The 25,197-nt window shown below is 50.4% G+C and carries 23 protein-coding genes; 8 read left to right on the top strand and 15 right to left on the bottom strand.

What is annotated here, in order from left to right:
• Positions 1 to 19: 19 nt before the first annotated feature.
• Both ACJJI4_RS15520 and msrB read left to right on the top strand, forming a co-directional pair.
• Positions 20 to 4,222 (top strand): YhdP family protein, encoded by a 4,203-nt coding sequence (locus ACJJI4_RS15520; RefSeq protein ID WP_444925721.1) that lies wholly within the window; start codon positions 20 to 22, stop codon positions 4,220 to 4,222.
• Positions 4,223 to 4,296: 74 nt separating this feature from the next.
• Positions 4,297 to 4,839, top strand: a complete 543-nt coding sequence (msrB, locus tag ACJJI4_RS15515; protein WP_413663051.1) for a peptide-methionine (R)-S-oxide reductase MsrB — start codon at positions 4,297 to 4,299, stop codon at positions 4,837 to 4,839.
• Positions 4,840 to 4,898: 59 nt separating this feature from the next.
• Here the strand turns inward: msrB and yjgA are convergent, their stop codons facing one another.
• From yjgA to ACJJI4_RS15455, 12 genes are all read right to left on the bottom strand, one after another.
• Complete coding sequence (gene yjgA / locus ACJJI4_RS15510) at positions 4,899 to 5,414, bottom strand: ribosome biogenesis factor YjgA (protein WP_444896341.1); 516 nt, start codon at positions 5,412 to 5,414, stop codon at positions 4,899 to 4,901.
• Between the two features lie 46 nt (positions 5,415 to 5,460).
• On the bottom strand, positions 5,461 to 6,828 hold the full coding sequence (gene mgtE / locus ACJJI4_RS15505; protein ID WP_413663049.1) for a magnesium transporter: 1,368 nt from the start codon (positions 6,826 to 6,828) through the stop codon (positions 5,461 to 5,463).
• A gap of 99 nt (positions 6,829 to 6,927) precedes the next feature.
• Complete coding sequence (locus tag ACJJI4_RS15500) at positions 6,928 to 7,197, bottom strand: HPr family phosphocarrier protein (protein ID WP_444918013.1); 270 nt, start codon at positions 7,195 to 7,197, stop codon at positions 6,928 to 6,930.
• Positions 7,198 to 7,216: 19 nt separating this feature from the next.
• Positions 7,217 to 8,077 carry an RNase adapter RapZ gene (gene rapZ, locus ACJJI4_RS15495; protein ID WP_444925720.1) on the bottom strand — a complete coding sequence of 287 codons (861 nt, stop codon included), beginning with the start codon at positions 8,075 to 8,077 and terminating at the stop codon, positions 7,217 to 7,219.
• A 105-nt stretch (positions 8,078 to 8,182) separates the two neighbouring features.
• Positions 8,183 to 8,644 (bottom strand): PTS IIA-like nitrogen regulatory protein PtsN, encoded by a 462-nt coding sequence (ptsN, locus tag ACJJI4_RS15490; protein ID WP_444925719.1) that lies wholly within the window; start codon positions 8,642 to 8,644, stop codon positions 8,183 to 8,185.
• A gap of 3 nt (positions 8,645 to 8,647) precedes the next feature.
• The gene (gene hpf / locus ACJJI4_RS15485; protein ID WP_108734230.1) at positions 8,648 to 8,938 is read right to left on the bottom strand and encodes a ribosome hibernation-promoting factor, HPF/YfiA family; all 291 of its coding nucleotides are present in this window, start codon (positions 8,936 to 8,938) and stop codon (positions 8,648 to 8,650) included.
• Positions 8,939 to 9,134: 196 nt separating this feature from the next.
• A complete protein-coding gene (locus ACJJI4_RS15480; protein WP_444925718.1) occupies positions 9,135 to 10,601 on the bottom strand; it encodes an RNA polymerase factor sigma-54 in 1,467 nt (488 codons plus the stop codon).
• A gap of 194 nt (positions 10,602 to 10,795) precedes the next feature.
• Positions 10,796 to 11,521: an LPS export ABC transporter ATP-binding protein gene (lptB, locus tag ACJJI4_RS15475; protein WP_444925717.1), complete on the bottom strand. Its 726-nt coding sequence runs from the start codon at positions 11,519 to 11,521 to the stop codon at positions 10,796 to 10,798.
• 92 nt (positions 11,522 to 11,613) lie between these two features.
• Positions 11,614 to 12,171, bottom strand: coding sequence for a lipopolysaccharide transport periplasmic protein LptA (lptA, locus tag ACJJI4_RS15470; protein ID WP_444925716.1), 558 nt, complete (start codon positions 12,169 to 12,171; stop codon positions 11,614 to 11,616).
• Positions 12,158 to 12,727 (bottom strand): LPS export ABC transporter periplasmic protein LptC, encoded by a 570-nt coding sequence (gene lptC / locus ACJJI4_RS15465; RefSeq protein ID WP_444925715.1) that lies wholly within the window; start codon positions 12,725 to 12,727, stop codon positions 12,158 to 12,160. The genes lptA and lptC overlap by 14 nt, the downstream gene beginning before the upstream one ends.
• Entirely contained in the window at positions 12,724 to 13,263 is a 540-nt protein-coding gene (locus ACJJI4_RS15460) for a KdsC family phosphatase (protein ID WP_444925714.1), read from the bottom strand. The genes lptC and ACJJI4_RS15460 overlap by 4 nt, the downstream gene beginning before the upstream one ends.
• 66 nt (positions 13,264 to 13,329) lie before the next feature.
• Positions 13,330 to 14,301 (bottom strand): KpsF/GutQ family sugar-phosphate isomerase, encoded by a 972-nt coding sequence (locus ACJJI4_RS15455; protein WP_444896349.1) that lies wholly within the window; start codon positions 14,299 to 14,301, stop codon positions 13,330 to 13,332.
• 409 nt (positions 14,302 to 14,710) lie between these two features.
• Between ACJJI4_RS15455 and ACJJI4_RS15450 the strand changes: the two genes are divergently transcribed.
• The 5 genes from ACJJI4_RS15450 to hisD all read left to right on the top strand — a co-directional run bounded on the left by ACJJI4_RS15450 (position 14,711) and on the right by hisD (position 19,006).
• Positions 14,711 to 15,364, top strand: coding sequence for an MlaC/ttg2D family ABC transporter substrate-binding protein (locus tag ACJJI4_RS15450; protein WP_444896350.1), 654 nt, complete (start codon positions 14,711 to 14,713; stop codon positions 15,362 to 15,364).
• 87 nt (positions 15,365 to 15,451) lie between these two features.
• On the top strand, positions 15,452 to 15,685 hold the full coding sequence (locus tag ACJJI4_RS15445; RefSeq protein ID WP_444896351.1) for a BolA family protein: 234 nt from the start codon (positions 15,452 to 15,454) through the stop codon (positions 15,683 to 15,685).
• A gap of 44 nt (positions 15,686 to 15,729) precedes the next feature.
• Positions 15,730 to 16,992 (top strand): UDP-N-acetylglucosamine 1-carboxyvinyltransferase, encoded by a 1,263-nt coding sequence (gene murA, locus ACJJI4_RS15440; RefSeq protein ID WP_444896352.1) that lies wholly within the window; start codon positions 15,730 to 15,732, stop codon positions 16,990 to 16,992.
• 50 nt (positions 16,993 to 17,042) lie between these two features.
• Complete coding sequence (hisG, locus tag ACJJI4_RS15435) at positions 17,043 to 17,681, top strand: ATP phosphoribosyltransferase (RefSeq protein WP_444925713.1); 639 nt, start codon at positions 17,043 to 17,045, stop codon at positions 17,679 to 17,681.
• Between the two features lie 14 nt (positions 17,682 to 17,695).
• A complete protein-coding gene (hisD, locus tag ACJJI4_RS15430; RefSeq protein ID WP_444925712.1) occupies positions 17,696 to 19,006 on the top strand; it encodes a histidinol dehydrogenase in 1,311 nt (436 codons plus the stop codon).
• Positions 19,007 to 19,053: 47 nt separating this feature from the next.
• Here hisD and ACJJI4_RS15425 read toward each other — a convergent pair whose 3' ends face one another.
• The 3 genes from ACJJI4_RS15425 to ACJJI4_RS15415 all read right to left on the bottom strand — a co-directional run bounded on the left by ACJJI4_RS15425 (position 19,054) and on the right by ACJJI4_RS15415 (position 23,597).
• A complete protein-coding gene (locus tag ACJJI4_RS15425) occupies positions 19,054 to 19,482 on the bottom strand; it encodes a nuclear transport factor 2 family protein (protein ID WP_444925711.1) in 429 nt (142 codons plus the stop codon).
• Positions 19,483 to 19,502: 20 nt separating this feature from the next.
• A complete protein-coding gene (locus ACJJI4_RS15420) occupies positions 19,503 to 20,645 on the bottom strand; it encodes a trypsin-like peptidase domain-containing protein (protein WP_444925710.1) in 1,143 nt (380 codons plus the stop codon).
• A 270-nt stretch (positions 20,646 to 20,915) separates the two neighbouring features.
• The gene (locus ACJJI4_RS15415; RefSeq protein ID WP_444925709.1) at positions 20,916 to 23,597 is read right to left on the bottom strand and encodes a hypothetical protein; all 2,682 of its coding nucleotides are present in this window, start codon (positions 23,595 to 23,597) and stop codon (positions 20,916 to 20,918) included.
• 407 nt (positions 23,598 to 24,004) lie between these two features.
• Between ACJJI4_RS15415 and sat the strand changes: the two genes are divergently transcribed.
• Positions 24,005 to 25,195 carry a sulfate adenylyltransferase gene (sat, locus tag ACJJI4_RS15410; protein WP_444925708.1) on the top strand — a complete coding sequence of 397 codons (1,191 nt, stop codon included), beginning with the start codon at positions 24,005 to 24,007 and terminating at the stop codon, positions 25,193 to 25,195.
• Positions 25,196 to 25,197 lie beyond the last annotated feature (2 nt).

Below are 25,197 nucleotides of genomic sequence, written 5' to 3'. Positions count from 1 at the left end.
AGCAAGCTAAGAGAGCTTATTGTCAGCGCTCGGTCCGTGCCTGTTTGGTGGTGAGGGTATAGCGATGGTTGTAATACGCTGGATTGCAAGAAAGTTCTGGTTACTGTCGGTAAGTTTGGTGATTGCGCTGGCAATCATCGTGCAAACAGGCCGACTGCTGTCCCCGCAGGTAGAGAACTATCGTCCGCAGATTAGTCATTGGCTTAGTGAGCAGCTTGGTGTTCCTGTGCAGATGGATCGTATTTCCCTGCGTTGGGAGGCCCTTGAAGTTGCATTGCAGCTGGATGGACTGCGCCTTGGGGAACACGGCGAGCTGAGAATGGGGCACGGCCTGTTCCAGCTGGATCTACTTTCCAGTCTCTGGAACCGGGAGTTGGTTTGGAAAGACCTGCAAATGAATCAGTTTTCGGCCGGGCTCAGCCGCGATGAAAATGGCCTCTGGTATCTACAGGGGTTTCCCGATGCCCCGCTTAAGCTTGAAGGCAGCACTGCACCCGACCCCGAAGCGGCAGATCCGGCCCGCTTGTTCCAGTTGAGCCCCAAAATTCAAATCAGTGATGCAGCGATCACTGTGCGCCTTCCCGATGAGCAGCTGGCAGAAATCAACTTGCCTGAAATCCAGCTGGAAAATAGCGGAGATTTTCACCGACTGACTGCAAGGGCTTTTATTTCCCGCGAAGGGGAGAGCAGCCAGGTTGATGAAGAGACCCTTCGTGTTGTGTTAGAGGGGCGGGGCAATCCCAAAGATAAAGAGCACTTCTCACTGCGTGGCTATATGCAGCTTAATGAGTTGCTACTGGATGAAGACATTGTCAGTTTGCTTCACGAACTCACCCCGTTACCTGACCGGTTTCACTGGCAGGGGAAGAAGTGGGCAGACGGCCGCTTGTGGCTGCATAGTGATGCCGTAAGTGGGTATCGCATAGTGGGCCAGGTGGACTTGGCCCAAGTAGAAAGCCTGACCGATATGCAAAGGGCAGGAGATGATATAGAAGAGCATACACTGGCTCCGTTGCGCGCTTTTTCTGGCAACTTGTCGGGCCGCTGGTTGCCGGGAGAGCACTGGCGATTAGCGCTGCAGGATATTGAAATCGATTGGCAGGGCTTGAAAATGCCGTCGCTGAACCTGCAGGTTAACAGTGGCCAAGAGGGTATAGCCCTGATGGCAGATCTGGTCGATCTCGCTGGTTGGAGCAGTATCTTAAATCGCTTGTCGTTACTAGAGGGAGCTGCAGATGAATGGTTGCGTGCACTAAAACCCCAAGGTCAGTTGCGCAGCCTGCGTCTGCGAGCTGGTGCAGACCGGCAGTTAGAGATCAGCGCAAACTTGGAAGATATTGCGGTCGAGGCGTTTCGAGGAGCCCCGGCAATTACCCAGTTGAGTGGATATCTTCAGGTTGAGGGCGCCAGTGGCCGGGTTGAACTCGACGGTACCTCCCTCGGGGCGCACTTTCCCAGTCTGTATAAGAATGCTTTTGGGTTTGAGCAAGCCAGCGGCACCATAGCCTGGGATGTCGATAAGGCATTGAACGAAGTCAATGTATTGTCGGGCCCGCTGATGCTTGGCGGTGAACTTGGTCAGGTCGGTGGTCAGTTTATGCTGTCACTACCCTTCCACACCCAAACACGACCTGTGGATCTGGTGCTTTCCCTATCGATAAAAGATGCGGGGGTTATTACCCAGGAAGAGCTGGTGCCATTTGTGGTTAGCGATGATTTGCGCAGCTGGTTGAAAACTGGCCTGGGTAAGAACAATCAAGGGCGCGTTGAGAGTGCGGCCTTTATCTATCGCGGCAGTAGTTATAGCAAAGAGGGTAAAGAAGAATCCCTTAGAGCATTCGCGACTCACCAGAAGCGCAGAACGATTCAGTTGGCGCTCGACTTTTCAAATGCGAGCCTGGACTACGCCAGTGAGTGGCCTGAGGTCAGGGATGTGGATGGCCGTTTGTTGCTCGATGATGAAATTGTGCGGGTCAATGCCGATAAAGCCAAGCTCTGGAATATGGATGCTGGAAATATTCTGGTTGCGGTAACCCCTCAGAAGGGTGGAGGCTCACGCCTTGATGTACAAACTGAGGTGGTTGGACCCGCTGCCGATGGGTTGCGACTATTGCGTGAATCACCACTCAGAGATCACCTTGGAAGTGCCTTTGATGATTGGAGCCTGACGGGGAATTTGGATGGCGTTGTATCCTTAACTCTACCCTTGGGACAGTCATCCGTAGTTCCCGAGCAACAGGTTGAAGTCAACCTGAAGCACGGTGACCTTCAACTGAAAGGGCTCCGCCTCGATGCGACTGCGTTGAATGGTTTGGTGAAATACGATAGTGCGACAGGCCTTGAAGGGACCCAGCTGAATGGCAAATTGTGGGGCCGCCCGCTGACTGCTCGTATCCAACATATTGGCGAGGGGGATGCACGGGGTACCCAGGTGGTTATCGACGGCAATGCATTGGTTGAGTCGGTACACGCTTGGAGTTCGCGGCCAGAACTGCAGTGGCTGGAAGGAGAAATGGATTATCAAGCCCTGGTGACCATTCCTGCAAAATCAACGGAAACCCCTTACGCCGCAGTATTTGAGCTTACTTCCAACCTGGCCGGTGTGGCTGTAAATCTGCCTGACCCACTTGGTAAGACGGCGGAAACAGAAACCAATTTTGTATTGCGAGTGCCGATTGGAGAGCAGGGCAGCTTGTTCCACTTGGACTATGGAGAACATTTACAGGGACAATTCTGGCTGATTGATGGAGAGTTAGATCGGGCTGCAATCGCCTTGAATGCTGAGGCAAATTTGCCCTCCAAACGGGAGTTGACGGTCACTGGAGATATTTCCACTGTTGATCTGTCTCGCTGGCAGTCTCTGCTGGATATTTACCAGTTGTCTGAACCAGCGAAGCCAAGCGCTGCCAGTTCTGTTGCAAGTAATGCAGAAAATCCAGGAGAGGCTGCGGGTAGTGCCAGTGAGCCACTTCCGATACGCCTGGATCTCAGTACAGATCAGCTTCGGTTGGGCTCTGCAGAAATTGAGCATATCCATGTTACCGGTGAGGGAATGGGGACGGATTGGAAGCTCAAATTTGACAGTGAAATGATTGCAGGAAATCTAACAGGCTTATTGGATGGCAGTACACCGTTACGCCTCAAACTGGCTCATTTGCGTCTGCCTCAGCCAGAGAAACCGGCGGAAGTTAGTGATGAAGCTTTTCCCTCAGACCCCTTTGCGGAGGAGGTAGTAGCGGATCCTTTGGCGCAGTTTGATTTTACTAGTTTGCCACAAATCGATTTTAGTACTGATAACCTTCAAATAGGTGAAGAGGCCTTGGGTCCCTGGTCATTTAAGTTGAGGACATCTGCAGATCGTTTGGTGGTGAGTGATATCCACGGCACGGTGAGAGGGTTCCGCATCGAGGGGCAGGGCAAACACAGTGGTGAGCTAGGTGCAGAATTGGTGTGGATGAGGGATGCCGAGGGGCAGCAGTCATCACAATTTATCGGCCGACTGGTGGCTGATGATCTTGCAGATATCCAGCGCAAGATGGGCCATGAGCCATTGATTGAGAGTAAGTCGGCGATCTTTGAAACTGCTTTGAAGTGGGAGGGGGCCCCGACTCAGGTGAAAGGAAGCCTTCTCTCCGGAGAGCTTAAGGTTGATATTCGCGATGGCCGATTCCTGCGATCAACCGGTGCGACAGGCTCTACCGTGTTGCGTCTATTGTCACTGTTTAATTTTGATACCTGGGCGCGACGCTTGCGTCTTGATTTCACTGACCTTTACAAGAGTGGTATGGCTTTTGATAGGGTGCGTGGTGAAGTAGTCTTTGAAGGCGATGGTCAGCTTTTAATCGCAGTACCCATCCAGGTAGAGGGACCCACCAGTGAACTGCAGATGGCGGGGCGGGTTAATTTAGTCCGCGAAGATCTGGATTTAACGTTGGTGGCTACTTTGCCAGTTGGGAATAACTTGGCTTTGGTTGCAGCCCTAGCCGGTGGCTTGCCTGCAGCTGCGGGTGTCTACCTGATCAGTAAGGCATTTAAAAAGCAGGTTAAAAAGGTCGCTAGTGTCAGTTACCGAATTAGTGGCGGTTGGTCAGACCCGCAAATGCGATTTGAGAAATTGTTTGATGGAGATGGCGCCAAACGTGAGGGCGCGGTTCTGGACCATGAGGGGAACAAGACACAGGTTGGGGTCGGTTCTGAAGAGAAGTCCCCACCTGCAGCTTGACTTTTAATATCCAGAGGCAGCGTGCAATAGCCATCTAATCTTAGTGATGATCCCCTGTAAAAGGAGCACTCTAGATGGCGTTGCATTCATTATTGCCCCTCCTTCTTTTTACAGCCGTCACCCTTTCGGCGTGTTCTGAGGCAGATGACCACCAGCGCGACCAAAATATGACGGTCGCTCAAGCTGAAAAGCATATTGCAGAGGGGACTGATCTCGATCAGATCCCTAAGTCTGTCTGGAAGCAGATCCTGCCAGAGGATCGCTATAAGGTTCTCTGGAAAAAAGGTACCGAGCCCGCTTTTAGTGGCAAGCTTCTGAATAACAAAGAGAAAGGGGTTTATGTCACTGCGGGTTGCCGTTTACCGGTTTTCAGCTCTGAGCAGAAGTTTGAATCGGGTACTGGATGGCCCAGTTTTTGGGATGTTGCCTACCCACAAAATATTGTTTTAAAGGACGATTACAGCTGGGGCTTGAAGCGGACTGAGGTGTTATCAAAGTGCGGGGAACACTTGGGGCATGTTTTTAAAGATGGCCCGGAGCCCACTGGTTTGCGCTACTGCCTAAATTCTCTCGCCCTGGACTTTGTGCCGGCTTCTGGGGATAAGAAAGCGCAATAACTTCTGATGACTAGATTGCGGGCGCTGCCAGCCAGTTAACTCTGGAGCGCCCGGAGCCCTTATTCTGCTTCCTGGATAAAGAAGTCGCGAAGATAGCGGAATAATTTTCGTTGATTGGTTGGTGGCTTATTGTTTTTGATTTCTCGATGGGAGTCCCTAATCAGTTGGCGCAGCTGTTGGTGATCGACACCGGGATGCTGGTCAAAGAACTCACCCTGGGCACTATTGCCTTCCTCCAGTAGTCGTTTGCGCCAGTCTTCAGCCATTTTATCGAAACGCAGGTGTTGTTGGTCTCGCTCTTTAAAGCGGCTCAGCACTGTTTCTATCGCTTCTTGGTCGGCACTGCGCATCAACTTGCCGATGTACTGCATCTGGCGCCGGCGAGCTTCATTGGATTTGATCCGATGTAGCGTAGCAATAGCCTCCTGCAAGTCCTCATCTATGGGGACTTCAGCCAGTTGGGCCTTGGAGAGCTCGGTTAGTTGCTTGCCGAGATCTTGCAGCTCGTGCATTTCTTTTTTGACCTGAGTTTTACTTTTCGGCAGGTCGTCATCGTAATCGTCGTATTCGTACATCTTTGATTCGCTTTCGGTAAATAAGGGGGCTTGGTCCAGAGGTGATTTAGCTAAAGTACCAAGTGGCCAAGCCCAGAAAAGACATAAAGCCTACTACATCGGTGACTGTAGTAAGCGCTACCCCGCCGGCCAGTGCCGGGTCTATATTCATGGCACGCAATGCTACTGGTAATATCGCTCCGGCGAGTGCGGCGGTTAATAGGTTGATTATCATGGCGGCAAGGATGATTACCGCAATCCATATATCGCCAAACCACATGGCGGTTATCAAGCCCATCACAAGCGCCCACAAAAGAGCATTGAGTGCCGCCGAACCCAGCTCACGGGAAAGTAGCCAGCTTAAATTACTGCGTCCTATCTGGCCTAAGGCCATACCGCGAATGACCACTGTCAGCGTTTGGCTACCGGCCACGCCCCCCATGCTGGCGACGATGGGCATTAGGACTGCTAGGGCTACCACCTTGTCCAGGGTATTTTGGAACAAACTGATCACCCAGGAGGCAAGCAGAGCTGTGAGTAGATTAATACCCAGCCAAACGGCCCGGCGCCGAGCAGTGCGTCCTACTGGGGCAAAGGTGTCTTCCTCCTCATCGAGGCCGGCAAGGCTCATCAGGGAGTGATCTGCATCCTCTCGGATAACATCTACTACATCGTCAATGGTGATTCGCCCCAGCAGGCGGTTATCCTCATCGACTACCGGTGCGGTGATCCAATCATATTTCTCAAACAAGCGCGCGACTTCTGTGTCGGGCATATCTGCGGGTATTGGTTCCACATCGGTATTGACCACTTCGCGAACTGTCACCGATGGATCTGTGGTGAGAAGTTTGGATAGTGGCAAGAGACCGATATATTGGCCCCTCCGGTTAATCACAAAAAGGCTGTCGGTAGATTCCGGTAGTTGTTCATGGCGCCTAAGGTAGCGAAGTACCACATCGAGAGTCAGGTTGGGGCGGACAGAGATGGTGTCCGTATCCATTAAACCGCCAGCAGTGTTCTCATCATAGGCGAGAACACTTTCAACCCGGAGACGGTCGGTTTCCGTCATCGATGAGAGCACTTCGGCAACAACTCGCTCCGGCAGCTGCTGAAGTATATCGGCGATGTCGTCGGCATCCAGGCCTTCCATTACCTCCACCATCTCCTCGGTATCCATAGTGGCGAGGATCTGGCTGCGCACATCGTCGGTGAGTTCCTGCAGGACCTCACCCTCTATTTCCCTATCCACCAAATTCCAAAGTACCTGGCGGATACGGGGTGGAGAGCTCTCCAGCAATTGCGCAACACTCTGGGGAGTCAGGGTCTTAAGCATGCGCCGGACTTCTTGTCCCGTACCGCTATCCAGCGCGGCATACAGCTCACCCAGCTGATTCTGTGCGCGGAATTTGATTTCGGCTTGGGGAGAGCTGGGCACAACAAGTCCTTACTGCTAGTGGTGGATTTGGGAGGCGATGTAAAAGCTTAGCGATTTAATGTTTAGAGTGAGCTTTTCGTGGCAATAGTATACTGGCCTCTATTCAGCTTCGCCGAATCGATTGGAGATCAGTGTGCTGATAGCTTCTAGGGCGGCACTTTCATCTGTCCCTTCTATTTCCAGTTCCAGCTCCGTGCCTTTGCCTGCAGCTAGTAACATTAGGGCCATCACACTTTTTCCATCTACGGCTTTACCCTGGCAATGCACTTTAATATTGGAGCAGAACTTGGAGGAAGTCTGCGCGAACTTGCTTGCAGCGCGGGCGTGCAAGCCGAGTTTATTGATGATGGTCAGTTGGTGTTTCTGCATTGCGCTGCTCGACAAAAATCTATTTTTGTTGCTCCCTGTGGCGTATCTGGACGTTATCAAACTCTTTGGAAAATTTCTTTACCAGCTGTTCAACCATATAAACTGATCGATGTCGGCCCCCAGTGCAGCCGATAGAGACACAGGTGTAGCTGCGATTACTTTTCTGGTAGGAGGGCAGCCAGTTTTCCAAAAAGTTGGTGATGTCAGCCTCCATCTTTGCGGTCTCTGGGTGAGAGCGCAAGAATTCAGCGACCTCGATATCCTTACCGGTTTTTTCTCTTAGAGCTGGTTCCCAGTAGGGATTGGGTAGACAGCGCAAGTCAAAAATCAAGTCTGAATCCACAGGCACGCCATACTTGAACCCGAAGGACTGGAAGAGAATCGCCATGCTGTTTGATTGTTCACCAACAACACGATTTTTAATCATTTCGCGCAGTTGGTGCAAACTCAGGGTGCTGGTATCAATAACCATATCCGCAATGGTTGAGATAGGGGTGAGCAGCTCTTTTTCCTGATTGAGAGCTTCTAGCAAGTGGGTGCAATCATTGCTGAGAGGGTGCTTCCGTCTGGTCTCACTGAATCGCTGTACTAAAACCGGCTCGCGGGCATCGAGATAGATAACATCACATTGAACTCCTGCCTCGCGCAAGGACTCAATAACACTGGGAGCCTGTCTTATGTCTTGCCAGAGGTTGCGGGCATCGACGCCCAGGGCCAGGGGTGTGTTTTCTTTTGGCGGTTGTGCCTTGACCCTCTTAACCAGCTCCGGGAGCAGGCTGGTGGGAAGGTTGTCGATACAATTGAAACCGACATCTTCCAGTAATTGCAGTGCAGAACTTTTTCCGGAGCCGGAGCGTCCACTAATTATCACCAAGCGCATGGAGAGCCCTTTTCTTTGATCAAGTCTTTATTATTTCGCTTGTTGCACTACCTGAACAATGAGGCGAATGTCAGCTCTGAGACTCAGTTACTAACAAAACCTCCTCTAGGCGGCTGCGGTACTATCAATAGCGAGGGCATATAGCTCATCACTACTTTGTGCTTGCCTTAGCTTATCTCTAACCTGGCTGTTGGAAAACAGAGCGGCAATTTCGGCTAGTGTATCCAGATGTTCCTGCTCAGCATCTTCGGGGACCAGAAGAGTAAATAGCAAATCGACAGGCTGACGGTCGGCAGAGTCAAAATCAATGGCGGGCTGGGTGGTACAGAGAACCCCAATGGGGCTATCACAACCGGGCAGCCTGCAATGGGGAATGGCAACTCCATCGCCGATACCGGTGGAACCAAGGCGCTCACGGGCGATCAGTTGATTAAAAACTGTATCGGAGTCGTGTTGGGGATATTGTTCGGCGATGGCCTGGGCAATATTGAGCAGTAGCTTTTTTTTGCTGCTCCCCGCCAGATGGCAAAGGCTAAGGCGGGGAGAGAGTAATGCTTCCAGTGTCATAGTTCAGCGATGGTTCTGCAACTTCTCTTTGTGTTTTTTCAGTTGGCGGTCCAGCTTATCGGTGAGCGCATCAATTGCCGCGTACATATCTCTGTCTTCGGATCCAGCACAGAGGTCGTGACCGTTTATATGTACCGTCGCCTCAGCTTTTTGGATCAGTTTTTCGACGGATAAAATTACTTGCGCGTTGGTGATGTTGTCGTAATGTCTGGACAGCTTCTCCATTTTGCTTTCGCAGTAGCTGCGCATAGGTGAGGTAACGTCGACGTGGTGGCCACTAATATTGATCTGCATGGATTTCTCCTTAAAGGTGCATCACAAGCCGGCGCTCACCCCCTATCGGGTCGCAACCCTACTAGGAAGTGGGCCAGAATGGAAGGATACACTCAAATTTTGGATTTTGGTTGCAGGTTGGGGGCGGAAGGCGCCAGTAGCGTATGACTGGAGGTGGGTTAGGGGTCAGTTTAATTGGCTGTGTTTGGGGTGTGACTTAAATGAGCCTCTTTCTCTCACTTGAGGAGGGGATACCCATAGATTCGCGGTATTTCGCTACCGTTCGGCGCGCAACCTTGATGCCTTGCTTGTCCAGCTCCTGAGTGATCTTGTTATCTGATAGCGGCTTTCGAGGTACTTCTGTGTCAATCAGCTTGCGAATTAGGGCTCGAATGGCGGTGGATGACGCATCCTCACCGGAATCTGTACTGACGTGGCTTGAGAAGAAATATTTGAGTTCGAAAACTCCCCGTGGAGTCAGCATATATTTTTGGGTGGTCACTCGGGATATGGTGGATTCATGCATGCCAATGGTTTCAGCAATATCTGCCAGAACCATTGGTCGCATTGCCTCTGGGCCTTCCTCAAAAAAGCCTTGCTGCTTATTCACAATGGACGTGGCGACCTTTAGCAGGGTGTCGTGGCGGCTCTGTAGGCTCTTCAAGAACCAGCGGGCCTCCTGCAAGTGATCCCGCATGAAATTGTTTTCCCGGGAGTTATCCGCCCGTTTTACCAAGGAGGCGTAGTGGCCATTAATCCGGATCTTTGGAGTGATTTCTGGATTAAGTTCGACCAGCCAGCGGTGATCCTTACGGGACACAATAATGTCGGGAATGACATAAGCGGGCTGTTCCCCGCTGAACTCCTCACCTGGGTTGGGGGTTAGTGTCTGGATAAGGCGGATCACTTCGCCGAGCTGAGCTTCGTTGAGGCGTGTGCGTCGGGTGAGTTGCCTGAAATCCCTTTTACCAAGTAATTCCAGGTGGCGCTCAATAATGGTCTGCGCCTCCTTTAGCCACAGAGTTTCCGCTGGTAGCTGCTTGAGCTGGAGTAGAAGGCACTCTTGGAGGTTTCTGGCCCCACAGCCAGCTGGTTCGAATTGTTGTACAGCTTTAAGGACTGCAACTACCTCATCTTCTTCGAGCTGAAGGGAGGTGGCTACTTCATCAACGGTGGTATTGAGAAGACCGTTTGGGTCGATGGCGTCAATAAGGTGCTCGCCGATCCATTTATCGTGACTGGAAAGTGCTGTCAGGTTTAATTGCCAGCGCAAGTGGTCTTGAAGTGTGTCGGTGGAAGAGTTGCGCTCAAAATTGGGGTCGTCGCCCTCGGCGGGGCCACTGTAGCTGCTGTAAATGTCGTCCCACTGAGAATCAACGGGCAGCTCTGTTGGAATATCCTGGTTCCAGTCGGAATCACCAAGCTCTTTTTCCTCAGCGGCTGCGTGGTTTAAATCCTCCCCTACAGTGGCTGGTGGCTCTTGTTGTGCGTTGCTCTCGGTATTGGCTGTTGCTTGTTGAGCCAGATCTTCACCCTCAGCTTCCAGCATTGGGTTGCTGTCGAGGGCTGCCTGGACTTCTTGCTGTAAATCTAGTGTGGAGAGCTGCAGGAGGCGTATTGCCTGCTGCAACTGGGGGGTCATAGTTAGCTGTGCGCCGAGTTTGAGCTGGAGAGACTGCTTCATAATTTAAAGTTGCAGGCCAGTGCGACAAAGGGTTCGTCAAAATTAACCCGAGATGGCGCAGACTACCTTGGCCCTCAAACTATTACAAGCAATAAGCATGCCGACTATTGCCTGCCAGGAGGTCGACTTCTATGAGGGATATGATATGTTTTTCGAAATTTTGCCTATTGAGTTACACCTGTCATCATTTGCCATTAAATCGCGAACTCATGTCCCAAATAGACTTCGCGTACCTGTTGGTTAGCGAGGACATCATCGGGGGTGCCTGAGGCAATAATATGCCCCTCGCTGACGATATAAGCAGTTTCACAGATATCCAGGGTTTCCCTTACATTGTGATCTGTGATCAATACGCCGATACCCCTGTCCCGCAAGTGGCGAATAATGTGTTTGATATCGTTAACTGAAATAGGATCTACGCCAGCAAAGGGTTCATCGAGCAAGACAAAGCTTGGGTCTGTAGCCAGGGCTCGTGCAATCTCCACTCTGCGCCGCTCTCCGCCGGATAGGGCCATTCCTAGGCTGTTTTCAATGTGTATGATATTGAACTCTTCGAGCAACTCCTGGGCCTGCTCTTCGCGCTTTGCACGATTGAGCTCTTTTCGGGTTTCGAGGATTGCGAGAATATTGTCACGCACTGACAGGCGTCGAAAAACAGAGGCTTCCTGGGGCAGGTAGCCGATTCCCTTGCGGGCGCGCCCGTGCATTGATAGACGGGTAATATCTTCGTTGTCGATTAGGACTTGCCCGGCATCGGCCTGCACCAGCCCTGCGATCATATAGAAGCAGGTGGTTTTCCCGGCTCCATTGGGGCCAAGTAAGCCAACGACCTGTCCACTTGAGACGCTGACAGAGACATCTTGGACAACTTTTCTTTTCTTATATTGTTTGGCGAGGTGTAACGCTTGTAGCGTTGGCATAATGAGTCCTGAAATCTAACCGCTGCCGAGAGGGGCTGCGGATTACATCATTGTAAATAGCGCTGTTTTACAGGCATTGAAATTTGGATGAACTACTGGTTTTTGTCGGTATTAGCTTCAGCAGGCTCGCTGGCTTCGGTGCTCTCAGGTTTCCAGATCATCTCAACTCTGCCTTGGCCAGGCTGGCTGCGAGCGCTCATTTGCTCAGTGGCGAGATCATAATCGATTTTCTCCGCAGTCAGGGTGTTGCCATCGCGATCGATATAAGCTTGCCCTGTGAGCTGCAGTTCTTCAGAGCTGATGACATACTCTATGCGCTCAGCACGGGCTTTAACTGGTTCTTCGCTCTCCAGTATTTTTTGCTGGAAGTGCGCGGGGCGACCCACAGCAATGACCCGGCTGATTTCATCGCTGGCCGTAAAGTACACTTCCACGCGATCTGCCCTAATTTGGAGGGAGCCCTGTGTGATGACCACATTGTCACTATAAACCACTAAATTATTGGCGCGGTCGGCTGACATAGATTCCGAGCCCACAGAGATTCTCTGGGTTCTATCATCAGGTAAAGCCTGTGCTACGGTGGTAATAGCTGCCAGCGTAATCGCAGTGAAGGTCTTAAGCATAGAGGGATAGCGGTTATTGGGTGTCATAGCTGCTCTTCACGTCGGATAGAATTTCCATCCGGTTTTCTTTCAGGTAAGCGCGCATCCCCGTTCCTTCAGTGCGGTTGGGGCCGGAGCTAATAGTAACAACTTTGTCGGTCTCGGCGAATTCCCTGTCAGGGAAGATTGTGATTCGCGGTGTCTCCAATTGGATGCCATTCGGGCCAGGGAGTTCATCAATTTGAACGTCGCCACTAAGTACGATACGTTCTCCTCGATTGAAGGCCACACCCCTTTGGGAGCGAGTTGCCCACTTGGGCTGGTCGTCCGTATAGAACAGCATCCGCGGCTCTTTAAGGTTGGCTCGATCCCGACGTTTAAATTGAAAATAGGTGATTTGCTCTGCATCCACTCGATAAGCTAGGTTGCCTGCCTGGTCAAAATGGCGAGTTTCAGCCCCTTTGATAACAAGGTCCGCAGCCCGATTTTGTTGCTGAGGAGTGGGCCTTTTGCCTAAGAACTGCTCTGGCGGACTCTCGGAAAACCAGAGCCCGGCACTTATAAGTAGAATGACCAGTATGAGAGGCAACCACGAGCGCATCATTTTTCTCCGATATAGGGGGCGAGCGCCGCGTCAAAGGTCCCTTGTGCAATCATAATGCGGTCGCAGACTTCGCGTACAGCACCCTCGCCGCCACGGGCCTTTGTGATCCACAGGGCTCGCTCCCGTACGGGGGGGGCTGCATTAGGTGGTGCGATGGGACATCCGATTTTGGTCATTACCAGTAGATCGGGATAATCATCCCCGACATAGGCGATATCTTCCAGGCGGCATGACTCTTCAGAAAGTAACTCCTGTAGTGCGGCAAACTTGTCCTCCCGGCCCTGAATCAATTTATTGATACCCAGGTCGTGTGCTCGGCGCTCTACAACATTACTGCGCCGGCCGGTAATGATTGCTACACGTACACCAGAGTCTTGCAGCATTTTAATGCCGTGCCCATCCAGAGTGTGAAAGGTTTTGAGTTCGTTGCCGCTATTGTCAAAATAAAGCTTGCCATCTGTCAGAACACCGTCCACATCCAGAACAAGCCAGCGGATATTATTCAGGGAATCATTTAATTTTTGTTCGGGTATCACCGGAGTAATCTCTCTTCGCCTTTGATTGTGAGGGCAAAACCTGCGTATTAATTGTCCGGTATTATCTCAGATAACTCCGGCGCGCAGAATATCGTGCATATGGAGTACGCCGACAGGGTGGTGGGCTTCATCTTCTACTACTAATGCAGTGATTTTGTAGTCCTCCATAATTCTCAGGGACTCTGCAGCGAGAGTGTCAGCAGAAACCGTTTTAGGGCGGCGGCTCATCACCTCTTCCATTACAGCTTTGTCGAGTGCGATTTTTTGATCTATTACTCGGCGCAAATCGCCGTCGGTGAAAACGCCGAGTAATTCACCGTCGCTATTTACAATAGTTGTCATACCGAACCCTTTGCTGGTCATCTCTAGCAGGGCTTTTGATAGCAGCGTCTCTGGAGTTACCTGGGGGAGTTCATCGCCCGCATGCATCACATCCTCAACCTTTAGAAGAAGTCGGCGTCCGAGGGCTCCGCCGGGGTGGGAGAAGGCAAAATCTTCGGCAGTAAAACCCCTGGCCTCGAGCAGGGCGACTGCAAGTGCGTCTCCCATCACCAGAGTAACTGTTGTCGATGAGGTGGGGGCCAAATTGAGCGGGCAAGCCTCTGTGGCTACTGAGATATCCAAATTGACTTCCGCAGCTTGAGCCAGAGGGGAGTCAGTTTTTCCTGCCATGCTAATCAGTGGAATGCCCAGGCGTTTTAGCAGAGGCAGTAGGGTGAGGACTTCAGCGGAGGAGCCAGAGTTGGATATGGCTATGACTACATCATCTCGGGTGATCATACCGAGATCACCGTGGCTCGCCTCGCCGGGGTGAACAAAAAAGCTTGGTGTGCCAGTACTGGCAAGCGTAGCAGCGATCTTGCGGCCAATATGCCCAGATTTCCCCATGCCGGTAACTATCGTACGGCCGCGGCATTGCATGATCATTTCACAAGCACGCTGGAATTCGCCATTAACTCTGTTTTCCAGTGCTGCTACCGCTTCGGTCTCCATGCGGACGGTGCGGCGCCCGGCTTCCAAGATCAGATCCTGTGTCATCAACTGCCTCAAATCGCTTACTAGTGCTTAATAGGTGGTAATCAAGCCGTCTTATTATGCGACAGCTTCAATATTTACTTATGCGACAGCGTGAATAATTTTTGTCATAAGATTCCAGTAGTTTGAGGAAAGCTCAGTTTTTTGCTGTCGTGCTAATCTATATTAGCGGGCTGCTGGTGGCTGAAAAAGCCAGTGTGCTTTTCCTGGGTGTCAAATGACACGCTCGTACACCACCACATTACCGTGTGCGGCCATGGTATAGTTTGCCGTCACCGCTGTCAGCTATGTCACTCAATGGATGATCGACACACTCTCAGTTGGACTGCGGGAAGGTTGGTATGTGGTATTGCTATGGCACTAAATTGCGCCATATGCGTCCAAGGAATGATTTGCTAATTGGAGATAATTTGTGAACGTATCATTTTGGATTGGCCGGTACGGTTTGTCGCGATGGATTAGGTTTGCGCTTTGTGCTGTTTTTGCATCTGCAATAGTGCCTGTAGCTAATGCTGCCCAAAACCCTTATGTAATGATTAAAGGGGTTTCTGATGAGTTGCTGGGGGTGATCCGATCCAATGCCCAGTATGCAAATTCAGACCCACAAAGATACTACAGTGCTGTTGAGGGGGTTTTGACCCCGGTTGTTGATTTTGACTTTATCGCTCGCGGTGTAATGGGGCGCTATGCCAAGCAGGCGACTGCCGACCAACGCTCTCGCTTTACGGATGCTTTTCGTCGCGATCTTGTGGCGACATTTGCTCGCGGTGTGGCAAATTTTGGCGACCTGGATGTAAAAGTGGTCAATCCCGGCACCACACCTCAAGGTAATCGTGTAAATGTGCTGCAAGAAGTTCGCAGTAAAGAGGGTATAACAAAAGTTTCGTATACCTTGGTGCGCAATCGGGCAGGCCAGTGGAAGTTGATCAATGTGATTCTGAATGGGGTCAACCTGGGTAAGACTTTCCGCAGTCAGTTCTCACAGTCAATGCAGACTTATGGGGACATCGACAAGGTGATTTCTAATTGGTCAGCGGCAGACGATGCCGCAAATAAAGTGAGTTGATCCGCGAACTTTGGGGTGCGTAGCTGCGCACTCCGCTTGATTCAAGTACACTTGCGTGCTGTTTTTAACCAATCGCAAGTCCCTCCTATGCAACCAGACGAAATCAAGGCCCTGATCGAAGGGCAAATTCCCGACAGCACTGTTGAAGTGGCTTTTGAAGGTAGTCACCTGATGGTCACTGTAGTGAGCAGTTCCTTTGAAGGTCTGAGTCGTTTAAAAAAGCAACAGCTTGTCTATGCCGCTCTTGGTGAAAAGATCGCCGATGGCACCTTGCATGCCGTGCAAATGCAGACTCTGACCCCAGAAGAAGCCAGTCGTTAACTTGCCATTGCCACTGAGGTGTTGGCTATCTAGAAAGAGATTGAATGGATAAGTTGATAATAGAGGGCGGCAGCCCAATTTCCGGGACTCTGCGGATTTCTGGAGCTAAGAATTCAGCCTTGCCGATATTGGCTGCTGCTTTATTGGCTGACGGGCCTGTGCAAATCGATAATTTGCCGCATCTCAACGATATTACCACCATGATCACCTTGCTCCGGTGTATGGGGTGTGACGTCACTATTGATGAAAAGCTGGGTGTTGAGATTGACCCTCGCTCAGTCAATGACCTGACCGCTCCCTATGAGCTGGTTAAGACGATGCGGGCCTCAATCTTGGTTCTTGGGCCCCTGTTGGCTAGGCATGGGGTTGCGAATGTCTCCTTCCCTGGTGGTTGTGCAATTGGCAGTCGCCCGGTCGATATTCACCTAAAGGGCCTTGAGGCAATGGGTGCTGAGATAACCATCGATGGTGGTTTCATTCGGGCGCGCTCCAATGGTCGTCTTAAGGGAGCCAATATTGTAATGGAGAAAGTGACAGTTGGCGGCACTGAAAACCTGTTGATGGCAGCGGCACTGGCAGAGGGAACTACGACTTTGCACAACGCCGCTCGCGAGCCCGAAATCGTCGATTTGGCAGAGTTCCTTATTGCTATGGGGGCTCAGATTGAAGGGGTTGGCACTGACACCCTGCGTGTTCACGGTGTACCTAAGCTTACCCCCTGCAAGTTCACTGTTATGCCGGACCGTATTGAAACCGGAACCTTCCTTGCGGCAGCTGCTGCGGCGAGGGGCAAAGTGCGCCTGCTCAATACTCGTGCCGATATCCTCGATGCGGTTATGGTTAAGTTCGAAGAGGCCGGAGCTCATATCAGTTGTGGCGACGATTGGATTGAGCTGGATATGAAAGGCAATCGCCCTAAAGCGGTGAGCTTCCGTACCGCGCCTTACCCAGCCTTCCCTACAGATATGCAATCCCAGTTCACAGCAATGAATGCTGTTGCCGAAGGGAAGGGAACTGTAGTTGAGACAATCTTTGAAAACCGCTTAATCCAGGTTCATGAGCTGAATCGAATGGGGGCGGATATCACTCTGGAGGGCAATACAGCAATTGTTACCGGGGTGGAGAAGCTTAAGGGCGCTCCAGTAATGGCTTCAGATCTGCGCGCGTCAGCTAGCTTGGTTATAGCTGGTATGGTGGCGGAGGGTACTACTATGGTAGATCGTATTTATCATATTGACCGCGGCTACGAGTGTATTGAGGAAAAGCTACGACAGCTCGGCGCGAATATTCGGCGTGTCCCTGGCTGATTGCTGCCAAGTTAACCTTAAGAGCCAATGACGGACTGGCATAAATCAAAATGACTGCACAAATTACAATCGCACTGACAAAAGGGCGGATTCTTCAGGAGACTCTACCGCTTCTTAAGGCGGCGGGGTTGGAGCCTACTGAAGACCTAACTAAAAGCCGAAAGTTGATATTTCCGACGAATCGCGAAGGGGTACATCTCCTCCTCCTGAGGGGAGTGGATGTACCAACTTATGTGCAGCATGGAGCCGCAGATATTGGCGTGGCGGGGAAAGACACTCTTCTCGAGCATAGTTCTGATGGTATTTACGAGCCTCTCGATTTGGGCATTGCCCGCTGCCGCCTGATGACAGCTGGTGTCAAGGGCGGGCAACTGCCCAGCGGTCGAATTAAGGTCGCTACCAAGTTTGTACAAAGTGCCAAAAAGCACTATGCCTCTATTGGTCGTCAGGTTGACATCATTAAGCTGTATGGAGCTATGGAGCTTGCTCCACTAATGAATTTGGCTGACGAGATTGTCGATATTGTAGATAGTGGCAATACGCTAAAGGCCAATGGCCTTGAGGCCCGAGAAACCATCGCGCAAATCAGCAGTCGATTGATCGTCAATAAAGCAGCCATGAAGATGAAATATTCGCCAATCAATAGTTTGATTGAGAGGCTGGCATCGGCTGTGGCACAAACCAAATAGATACCCGAAGCATTATGACGAGCAAAGTAATTCATCGGCTAAATACGGTCGATAGAGATTTCGATGGCCAATTGAAGCAGCTATTGGCTTGGGAGGCAGTGGCGAATCAAGAGGTCGAAAGTATCGTTGCAGAAATATTGCGGCGTGTTCGCTCCCTTGGTGATAAGGCTGTTATCGAGTTCACCAACCGCTTTGATCATCGGCATCTGGAAAGCGCGAAAGACTTTGCTCTATCGGCCGCTGAGCTTACCGCAGCTCTAGGTCGTATTGGTATCGAGGAGCGCGAGGCCCTGGAGGCAGCCGCTGATAGGGTGAGGCGCTATCACGAGCATCAAAGGCAGGAGTCCTGGCGCTATACGGAAGCCGATGGGACTGTCTTGGGGCAGCAGATTACCCCTATGCAAAGTGTTGGCATTTATGTTCCCGGCGGGAAGGCTAGTTACCCTTCCTCCGTGCTTATGAATGCAATTCCAGCAAAAGTAGCTGGCGTAGATACTGTTTATATGGTGGTGCCGGCTCCGAAGGGGGAGCTGAACGACCTGGTGTTGGCGGCAGCGGCAATAGCTGGAGTGGACCAGGTGTTTACGATTGGTGGTGCCCAGGCAGTAGCGGCGCTAGCCTATGGTACTGAGTCTATTCCCGCGGTGGATAAAATAGTTGGCCCGGGGAATATCTTTGTGGCCAGTGCCAAGCGAGCTGTTTTTGGTCATGTTGCTATCGACATGATTGCTGGCCCCTCTGAAATTCTGGTGATTTGTGATGGGCAAACAAATCCTGACTGGATTGCCATGGATCTGTTGTCACAGGCTGAGCACGATGAACAGGCGCAGTCAATTCTGTTGTGTCCTGACTCCAAGTACTTAGATCGGGTTGAGAGTTCGCTGCAAAGGCTTTTGGTCGAGTTACCTCGGGCTGAGATTGCTTCCCGTTCCCTTGCTGATCGTGGAGCGTTGATCCAAGTGGAGTCCATACAGCAGGCGATCGAAATCTCTAATCGGATTGCACCGGAGCATCTGGAAGTTTCAGTAGATAATCCTGAGGCTTACCTTCCTGAGATCCGGAATGCCGGAGCCATTTTCCTAGGGCGCTATACGGCAGAGGCATTGGGAGATTACTGTGCTGGCCCCAATCATGTCCTTCCTACCAGTGGCACTGCCCGTTTTTCCTCACCGCTGGGAGTTTACGATTTCCAGAAGCGAAGTTCGGTGATCCACTGTTCTGAAAAAGGTGCTGATACCTTGGGGCGTGTAGCGCATACTCTTGCGCTCGGGGAGGGGTTAGAAGCTCATGCCCGCTCTGCGGGTTTTCGGGTCAAGGATCTCTGAGTAATACACCCCGACAGGTTCCTCTATGCGGGGTGTACATAATGCACTTATTCTATAGGGGGGATGCGGGTAGCCTGCCAGGCTAGCGCGCGCCACTCACCGTCCCGTTTAATAAATGTGCCGGTATTAAAGTAGTAGCTTTGTTCACCCTTGCCGCTGTCATTTGCAGATAACTTGAATGCAATGATAGCGATATTCCCTAGCAACCGAATGTCGATCTCCTCGGCGGCATAGCTCGTAGTTACAGGCTTGGTGGGAGATGTTTGCATTCCTTGCATAATCTCGCTTTTTCCAAAGCGTTTTCCTCCGGAGCTGGTATATACCAGATCCTCGGCCCAGAAACGTTGATGGGCCTGGGAATCAGTGGCGGCCTTGCCGATAAAGTTTGTCAGCAATTGGTGTAAGTCCTCTCTATCCCCAGCCATTGCGGTCGCAGTAGAGGTAATAAAGAGCAAGGCTAATACCAGTGAGCGCATAGAGACACTTCCTTATGAATTTACTCTATCGTCGTTTTTGTTTGGGGTTCTTCTGAAACAGTTGCTTCAACTGTGTGGGATGCCCCATCACGAATAAAGGTGATGGAGATGGTGTCGCCGGGACGCAGGGTGGCCATAGTTGCTTCTCCTTGCTTGCCATCGCCGATGGGCAAGCCATCCAGGTGCGTGATGACATCCCCTGGTTGAAGGCCAGCAATATGTGCGGGGCCTTCATTGTAGATGGCTGTCACCAATACACCACCCATGGAATTTAAATTGAACTCTTTGGCCATTTGGGGGCTAATGCCGGTGGCTTCAATACCCAGCCAGCCGGGCACGACGCGACCGTAAGCGATAATATCCTGCATTACTTTAAAGGCAATATTGGCTGGAATGGCGAAGCTAATACCGCCGGAATAACCGGATTGATTGAGTATTGAGGTATTGATGCCGAGCAGGCGTCCACGGGAATCAACCAGGGCGCCTCCTGAGTTCCCCGGATTGACTGCAGCATCTGTCTGCAAAAAGTTCTGTAAGTAGCTGCCGGTACCTGAGTTTTCAAGGTGACGGCCTTTCGCACTGATAATACCTTGGGTCACAGTTTGTCCAACACCAAAAGGGTTGCCGATTGCGAGGACGACGTCGCCCACTTGCGCCCTGTCGGGCTCACCAACAGAAATAGAAGTCAGCCCGTCTAGATCAATCTTGAGGACGGCTAAGTCAAAATCGGTATCGCTTCCGACGAGTCTTGCTTGTGCTTCCCGTCCATCAGCTAAAAGAATAACAATGGCATCAGCCTGATCGACGACGTGATGATTGGTTAAAATGTAACCGTTGTCGCTGGCAATGACACCTGATCCAAGGTTGGACTGCATCCTCTGCCTTTGTGGCACGTCCATATTGTCGAATAAACGCCTAAAAAGGGGGTCGTTAAATAGAGGGTGCTGGCGTTTAGGCATGGCCATGCGGGTATAGATATTCACAACAGCGGGACCTGCCACATTGACGGCATGGGCATAGGAAACCGGGCCTTGGATACTGCTTACATCTGTCTTGGGGGCGACACCACGCAGTTGAGGGAATATAACCAAGAGCAGGGCGGCCATGGCAAGGCCTATCAGGGCAGGTAGGGCCCAATCTTGTAGAAATCGGTTCTGGGACACTCGTGACTCCTCTTTGCCCTGATTATACACACGTCCTTAGGGAGAATCGCTGTGGACAGCATGAAGAGAGGGAAAATCTTGTCCTCTCTTGTAGAGCTGATGTCACGATGTAATGGGCAATCTAGAGCTCTGTATTGCTTACAGGTTTCCAATTGCTATGTTTCAAGGAATAAGCCTCCTCTAGTTGGTATCTCGTTTGAAGCTTTTGTGTTGGAGGAACCGCCACTAGCGCCTCATGCAAATTGGTGGCGGTTGTCGTTATATCTGTTTCTAGTGGCTATGCGAGGTGTCAAGGCACTGGACGGTCATATTTCTAGCGTATTCAACAGCGATAGGTAAGGCGTAAAGCATGTAGGCGTTGCGAGAAGGCTCTATATGATATTCGGCTTCACGTGCCGTGTCCGTGCCTATATCGTGGTTGTCTTGTAAGTATTGTGATTTAAAGGCAAACCATCCTGATGTGTTGTTCTCGGTCGGCATATCATCAATTCTGCTTTTGAAGTCGACATTATGATCCTTCATTTCCTGAAAGAGCGCGTCTGCCACACTTAAGTTCCACTCTAAAGCAGCTTTACTTTCCTGATTGCAAGTAGCTTGGTAGCCGATGCCATTAAACATGGGGGCCAAACTTTGCGAGACGAAAACGCCTTTGGCAAAGGTGGCATCTGACTCGGGGGTTAGATATACATTGGCTAATTGTTGAGGCAGTAATGACAAGTTAAGGTTATCGCTCGATGCAGGTTCAGTATGAAAGTAGTAGTGTGCATCGAGAAGGGCAGACAGCTTGCGGTCAAGTTTGTAGTGTACCTTTAGGTTGTTGTGGCCTGGATAGTTTTCTTGCCAGTAATCGGGTGATAAAGCAAAGGCTTCATGCTGACTGTAAAAGTGAGGCAGAAACTCCTCTAAAGCATCCCTTATCTTGGTTTCGTGAACTACTTGCCCATTCTCTATTCTGCCTGTGAGGGCTTTGTGGGTACTAAGCATCGCAGACATTGAAGGAAAAGGTGTACTGGTAAAGTAATATTTCTTTATGTGATCCCGCTGTTCTACTGGTGAGGCGTTTGTGGGGTATGGGTATCTATTCATATGGTAGTAGATGAAATCCTGATAACCTTTCAATGTGTCGAAACTGGCAAGGTCATCAAAAAGAAAATACTCATACATAATTGAGGAAAGGTCCTCCCCATCACTTATCTGTTGCATAACGTCTAGTGCAGGTTTTGTCCAATAAAAAGGAAAGCGTGAGTCCTTACCGCCCAGGTATTGACCTGTAAAGTGGGGGGCGTTGGATATATTTGTTTCGAGTTTGTGAGAAAAGTGGAAGTCCCGGGTGTGTCGATTCGCTTTGCGGGCAAAATCTATATATTTTCGGTCTCCAGAGCGGGCCCAGCTGAAGATACTATTGCGAACAATGTGGTAGTGAGAAATGGTTTGCCGATACCAGTTTGGGTAAATATCAAAGTTGCCCTCAGAATTTTGTGATGGATTTTTCATAAACCGGTTGTAAGGTACTCTCCCATAATCGTACCAGCCGCTAAGTGGATACCATTCACTTTGTGCTAAATAATGATCAAACCATTGTGAACGCAAATTCTCGAGATTTTTGTTGTAATTGACCCCTTGGAGGTAGGTAGCCATTACTGGAAATACAGCGTTATCAACATGCGTAATGTATTCGGGGGCAATGTAAGCCAAGTGTGGTGAAATTAGGGTTTGAAGGAGATAGTTTTCTATGGTGGTGTTGTCGGAACCTTGGGGGAGGAAGGATATCCGTAATTTGTGAGTGCGGGCAGTGCCTAAATGAAAGGGTTTTTCTTCATAGTGATTGACCACATCCTCAGGGCTGTTGAAGTCTTCCATCTCCGAGATTGTTTGAACATATGCCTTAGGGAAGCTATCAAGAATGGATCTTAGTTTGTAGTCAACGTGTTGAATGTACTCTTCATCTTCAGCGGACCAAAATATGAATGGGGATGGGGGTGTAGTTAGGCTGCTGTTTTCGGTGGTTAACGTGTTTTCAGCCCGCTCCTGGCTAGATGCAAAGAGCTCAAACTGATCAGTAGGCTCTAACATTATTCCTAGCTCTCTATATTGAACTTTCTCCTTGATGTTAAATAAAGTGTGTTCAATATCGATGATGTCAGAGTTGTGTTTTAGTGTAAATCTGACTTGAGCCTCGGCTAATATTGCATCGCTCTCTGTTACGTAATTCGCTCTTCCGGTGATGATTATTCGTAGAGGGCTATCACGTTCAACCTTCCAGTGAATGTTGTCGATTAACTTGGATGTTGTGGTGCATTCACTTGAGCCGCAGTTCGAGCTATCTTTCAAATAAAAGTGAGGAAGTATTGAAGTGTTTAAAATGGGCTCGGGAATTTGACTGCTGGACTGTTCGATGTTCTGAGGGAATAGAGAGGTATTGTTAAATGCTAGTCGAATTTTTCCTGTGTTAATAGTTATGGAATTATCTTCCATATTTTCAATGGTGATCCCACCTTGTAAGGTATTTTCTCTTGGGTTTTGCTGGGGGGCGAGATTGAGTTCGCACCCAGAATATTCAGGAGACCACTGGTATTCAACCCAGGCCCAACGAACACTTCCATCGCTCCAAACATTTTTTACCTCTTGGTGAGAGGGAGTATCTTCTTCCTGTTCCGCCTGAGTACAAGTTACCTGAGTATTGAGTAGGTCGGATTGACTCATGACACCTTTTCTAAATGGGATGCCAAAGCCGAGTATCTCTGAAAAGTTGTTATCAGCCCCCCCTAAGCGTTGGTCAGGCAAAGCTACTTCAATATTAATCTTACTGGGAAGAGGAGGTGATTCAGTTGTGGCAATAGCATTACCGCTAAAGGTGAGTGAGGCTAGTAGTGCCATCCCTATAGTTGCGATTGTTTTATGTCTTATAGGCAGCACTTTTACATTCATTGGATTCAAGTTGGTGATCTCCATATTGAGTGTTATCTCAAGATCTAGGTGGCCCCCTTATAAGTTGGCTAATCGCCTCTGGGTGCTAGGGGGATTTACCGTGATAGCTGATTACCTCTTGCATCAATTATTGGCACTTATGGGTGTCGCTAATTGATAAATAAATAGTAATAATTTGATTAGTGAATTTGGAGTAGTGCTGGATTACTGATCATTACACGTCAAAATTGGGGGCTTACTAAGTAGGTGGGATTTTCTAGTGCTTAGTGGGCGCTTTGCCCTGCTCTTGGGTGCTGGGGTCTAAAGCTTCCCTATCTGTGCGTATAATATGGCCCATGTATCCTCTTGAAATTGGTCGCTTGCGATAGATGCGTATAATGGCCAATCGAAATTTTAAGACTAACCGGTAACTACTGTTTTTGGAGACCTAAATGTCCCTAGTTCGCCCCCATGGCAGCGTTGAACTTCAGCCACGCTTTGTATATGACAGTGAGAGGCATCACCAGTTGATGCATGAAGCGGAGTCCCTGCCGTCAATCGTGGTCAGTTCGGCAGCCGCCGCTAATGCGGTAATGCTTGGGGCAGGATACTTCAATCCGTTGCACGGCTATATGAATCTGGCAGATGCCATGAGTGTTGCTGAAACCTTGCGCACAGTAGACGGCCTGTTCTGGCCGGTGCCGGTTGTTAATGTTGTTAAAGACGCTAGTGAAATTGAGGGTGCCTCCCGTATAGCCCTGCGTGACCCAAATGTCGAGGGAAACCCGGTTCTCGCTGTAATGGATGTTGAGGCGATCGAAACCATTTCAGAAGAGCAAATGGACACCATGGCTGAGCAGGTGTTTGGCACTCTGGATGAGAAACACCCTGGTGTCGCAACCTTTAAGTCTGCGGGTCGAACTCTGATATCGGGCCCGATCGAAGTGCTGAACTTTAGCTACTTCCAGAATGACTTCCCGGATACTTTCCGAACTGCGGTTGAGATTCGCAATGAATTCAAGGAGCGTGGCTGGAATAAGGTTGTAGCCTTCCAGACTCGCAACCCGATGCACCGCGCACACGAAGAGCTGTGCAAGATGGCCCTCGACGGAGTGGAAGCCGATGGTGTGCTGATTCATATGCTGCTTGGCCAGCTGAAGCCTGGTGATATCCCCGCTCCGGTGCGCGATGCCTCCATTCGCAAGATGGTAGAGTTGTACTTCCCGGCGAATACTGTGATGGTGACCGGCTATGGCTTCGATATGTTGTATGCTGGCCCGCGCGAAGCGGTATTGCATGCGGTGTTCCGCCAGAACTGTGGCTGTAGCCACCTGATTGTTGGTCGCGATCACGCCGGCGTTGGCGATTACTACGGCGCTTTCGATGCTCAGACAATCTTCGATGAAAAGGTGCCCGAAGGCGCTCTTGAGATTGAGATTTTCCGTGCCGACCACACCGCTTATTCCAAAAAGTTGAATAAGGTGGTGATGATGCGTGATGTTCCTGATCACACGAAAGAAGACTTTATTCTGCTTTCAGGTACTAAAGTGCGTGAAATGTTGGGTGATGGTATTGCGCCGCCCCCGGAGTTTTCCCGTCCTGAAGTGGCGCAGATTTTGATGGACTATTACCAGAGTCTGTAGGT

The sequence above is a fragment of the Microbulbifer maximicatervae (SeqCode) genome, assembly GCF_052467305.1.
The sequence above is the reverse complement of the archived record's forward strand: the minus strand, read 5'-3'. Positions and strand labels throughout refer to the sequence as shown.

What these genes read in the sequence shown, in the direction of transcription:
- yjgA (WP_444896341.1), bottom strand. Translation starts at nt 5,414, where the DNA reads ATGTACGAATACGACGATTACGATGACGACCTGCCGAAAAGTAAAACT.
- ACJJI4_RS15480 (WP_444925718.1), bottom strand. Translation starts at nt 10,601, where the DNA reads ATGAAGCAGTCTCTCCAGCTCAAACTCGGCGCACAGCTAACTATGACC.
- ACJJI4_RS15445 (WP_444896351.1), top strand. Translation starts at nt 15,452, where the DNA reads ATGCAACCAGACGAAATCAAGGCCCTGATCGAAGGGCAAATTCCCGAC.
- hisG (WP_444925713.1), top strand. Translation starts at nt 17,043, where the DNA reads ATGACTGCACAAATTACAATCGCACTGACAAAAGGGCGGATTCTTCAG.
- ptsN (WP_444925719.1), bottom strand. Translation starts at nt 8,644, where the DNA reads ATGACACTGGAAGCATTACTCTCTCCCCGCCTTAGCCTTTGCCATCTG.
- sat (WP_444925708.1), top strand. Translation starts at nt 24,005, where the DNA reads ATGTCCCTAGTTCGCCCCCATGGCAGCGTTGAACTTCAGCCACGCTTT.
- rapZ (WP_444925720.1), bottom strand. Translation starts at nt 8,077, where the DNA reads ATGCGCTTGGTGATAATTAGTGGACGCTCCGGCTCCGGAAAAAGTTCT.
- ACJJI4_RS15425 (WP_444925711.1), bottom strand. Translation starts at nt 19,482, where the DNA reads ATGCGCTCACTGGTATTAGCCTTGCTCTTTATTACCTCTACTGCGACC.
- hpf (WP_108734230.1), bottom strand. Translation starts at nt 8,938, where the DNA reads ATGCAGATCAATATTAGTGGCCACCACGTCGACGTTACCTCACCTATG.
- msrB (WP_413663051.1), top strand. Translation starts at nt 4,297, where the DNA reads ATGGCGTTGCATTCATTATTGCCCCTCCTTCTTTTTACAGCCGTCACC.
- hisD (WP_444925712.1), top strand. Translation starts at nt 17,696, where the DNA reads ATGACGAGCAAAGTAATTCATCGGCTAAATACGGTCGATAGAGATTTC.
- lptB (WP_444925717.1), bottom strand. Translation starts at nt 11,521, where the DNA reads ATGCCAACGCTACAAGCGTTACACCTCGCCAAACAATATAAGAAAAGA.
- ACJJI4_RS15415 (WP_444925709.1), bottom strand. Translation starts at nt 23,597, where the DNA reads ATGGAGATCACCAACTTGAATCCAATGAATGTAAAAGTGCTGCCTATA.
- lptC (WP_444925715.1), bottom strand. Translation starts at nt 12,727, where the DNA reads ATGATGCGCTCGTGGTTGCCTCTCATACTGGTCATTCTACTTATAAGT.
- ACJJI4_RS15455 (WP_444896349.1), bottom strand. Translation starts at nt 14,301, where the DNA reads ATGACACAGGATCTGATCTTGGAAGCCGGGCGCCGCACCGTCCGCATG.
- ACJJI4_RS15500 (WP_444918013.1), bottom strand. Translation starts at nt 7,197, where the DNA reads ATGCAGAAACACCAACTGACCATCATCAATAAACTCGGCTTGCACGCC.
- murA (WP_444896352.1), top strand. Translation starts at nt 15,730, where the DNA reads ATGGATAAGTTGATAATAGAGGGCGGCAGCCCAATTTCCGGGACTCTG.
- lptA (WP_444925716.1), bottom strand. Translation starts at nt 12,171, where the DNA reads ATGACACCCAATAACCGCTATCCCTCTATGCTTAAGACCTTCACTGCG.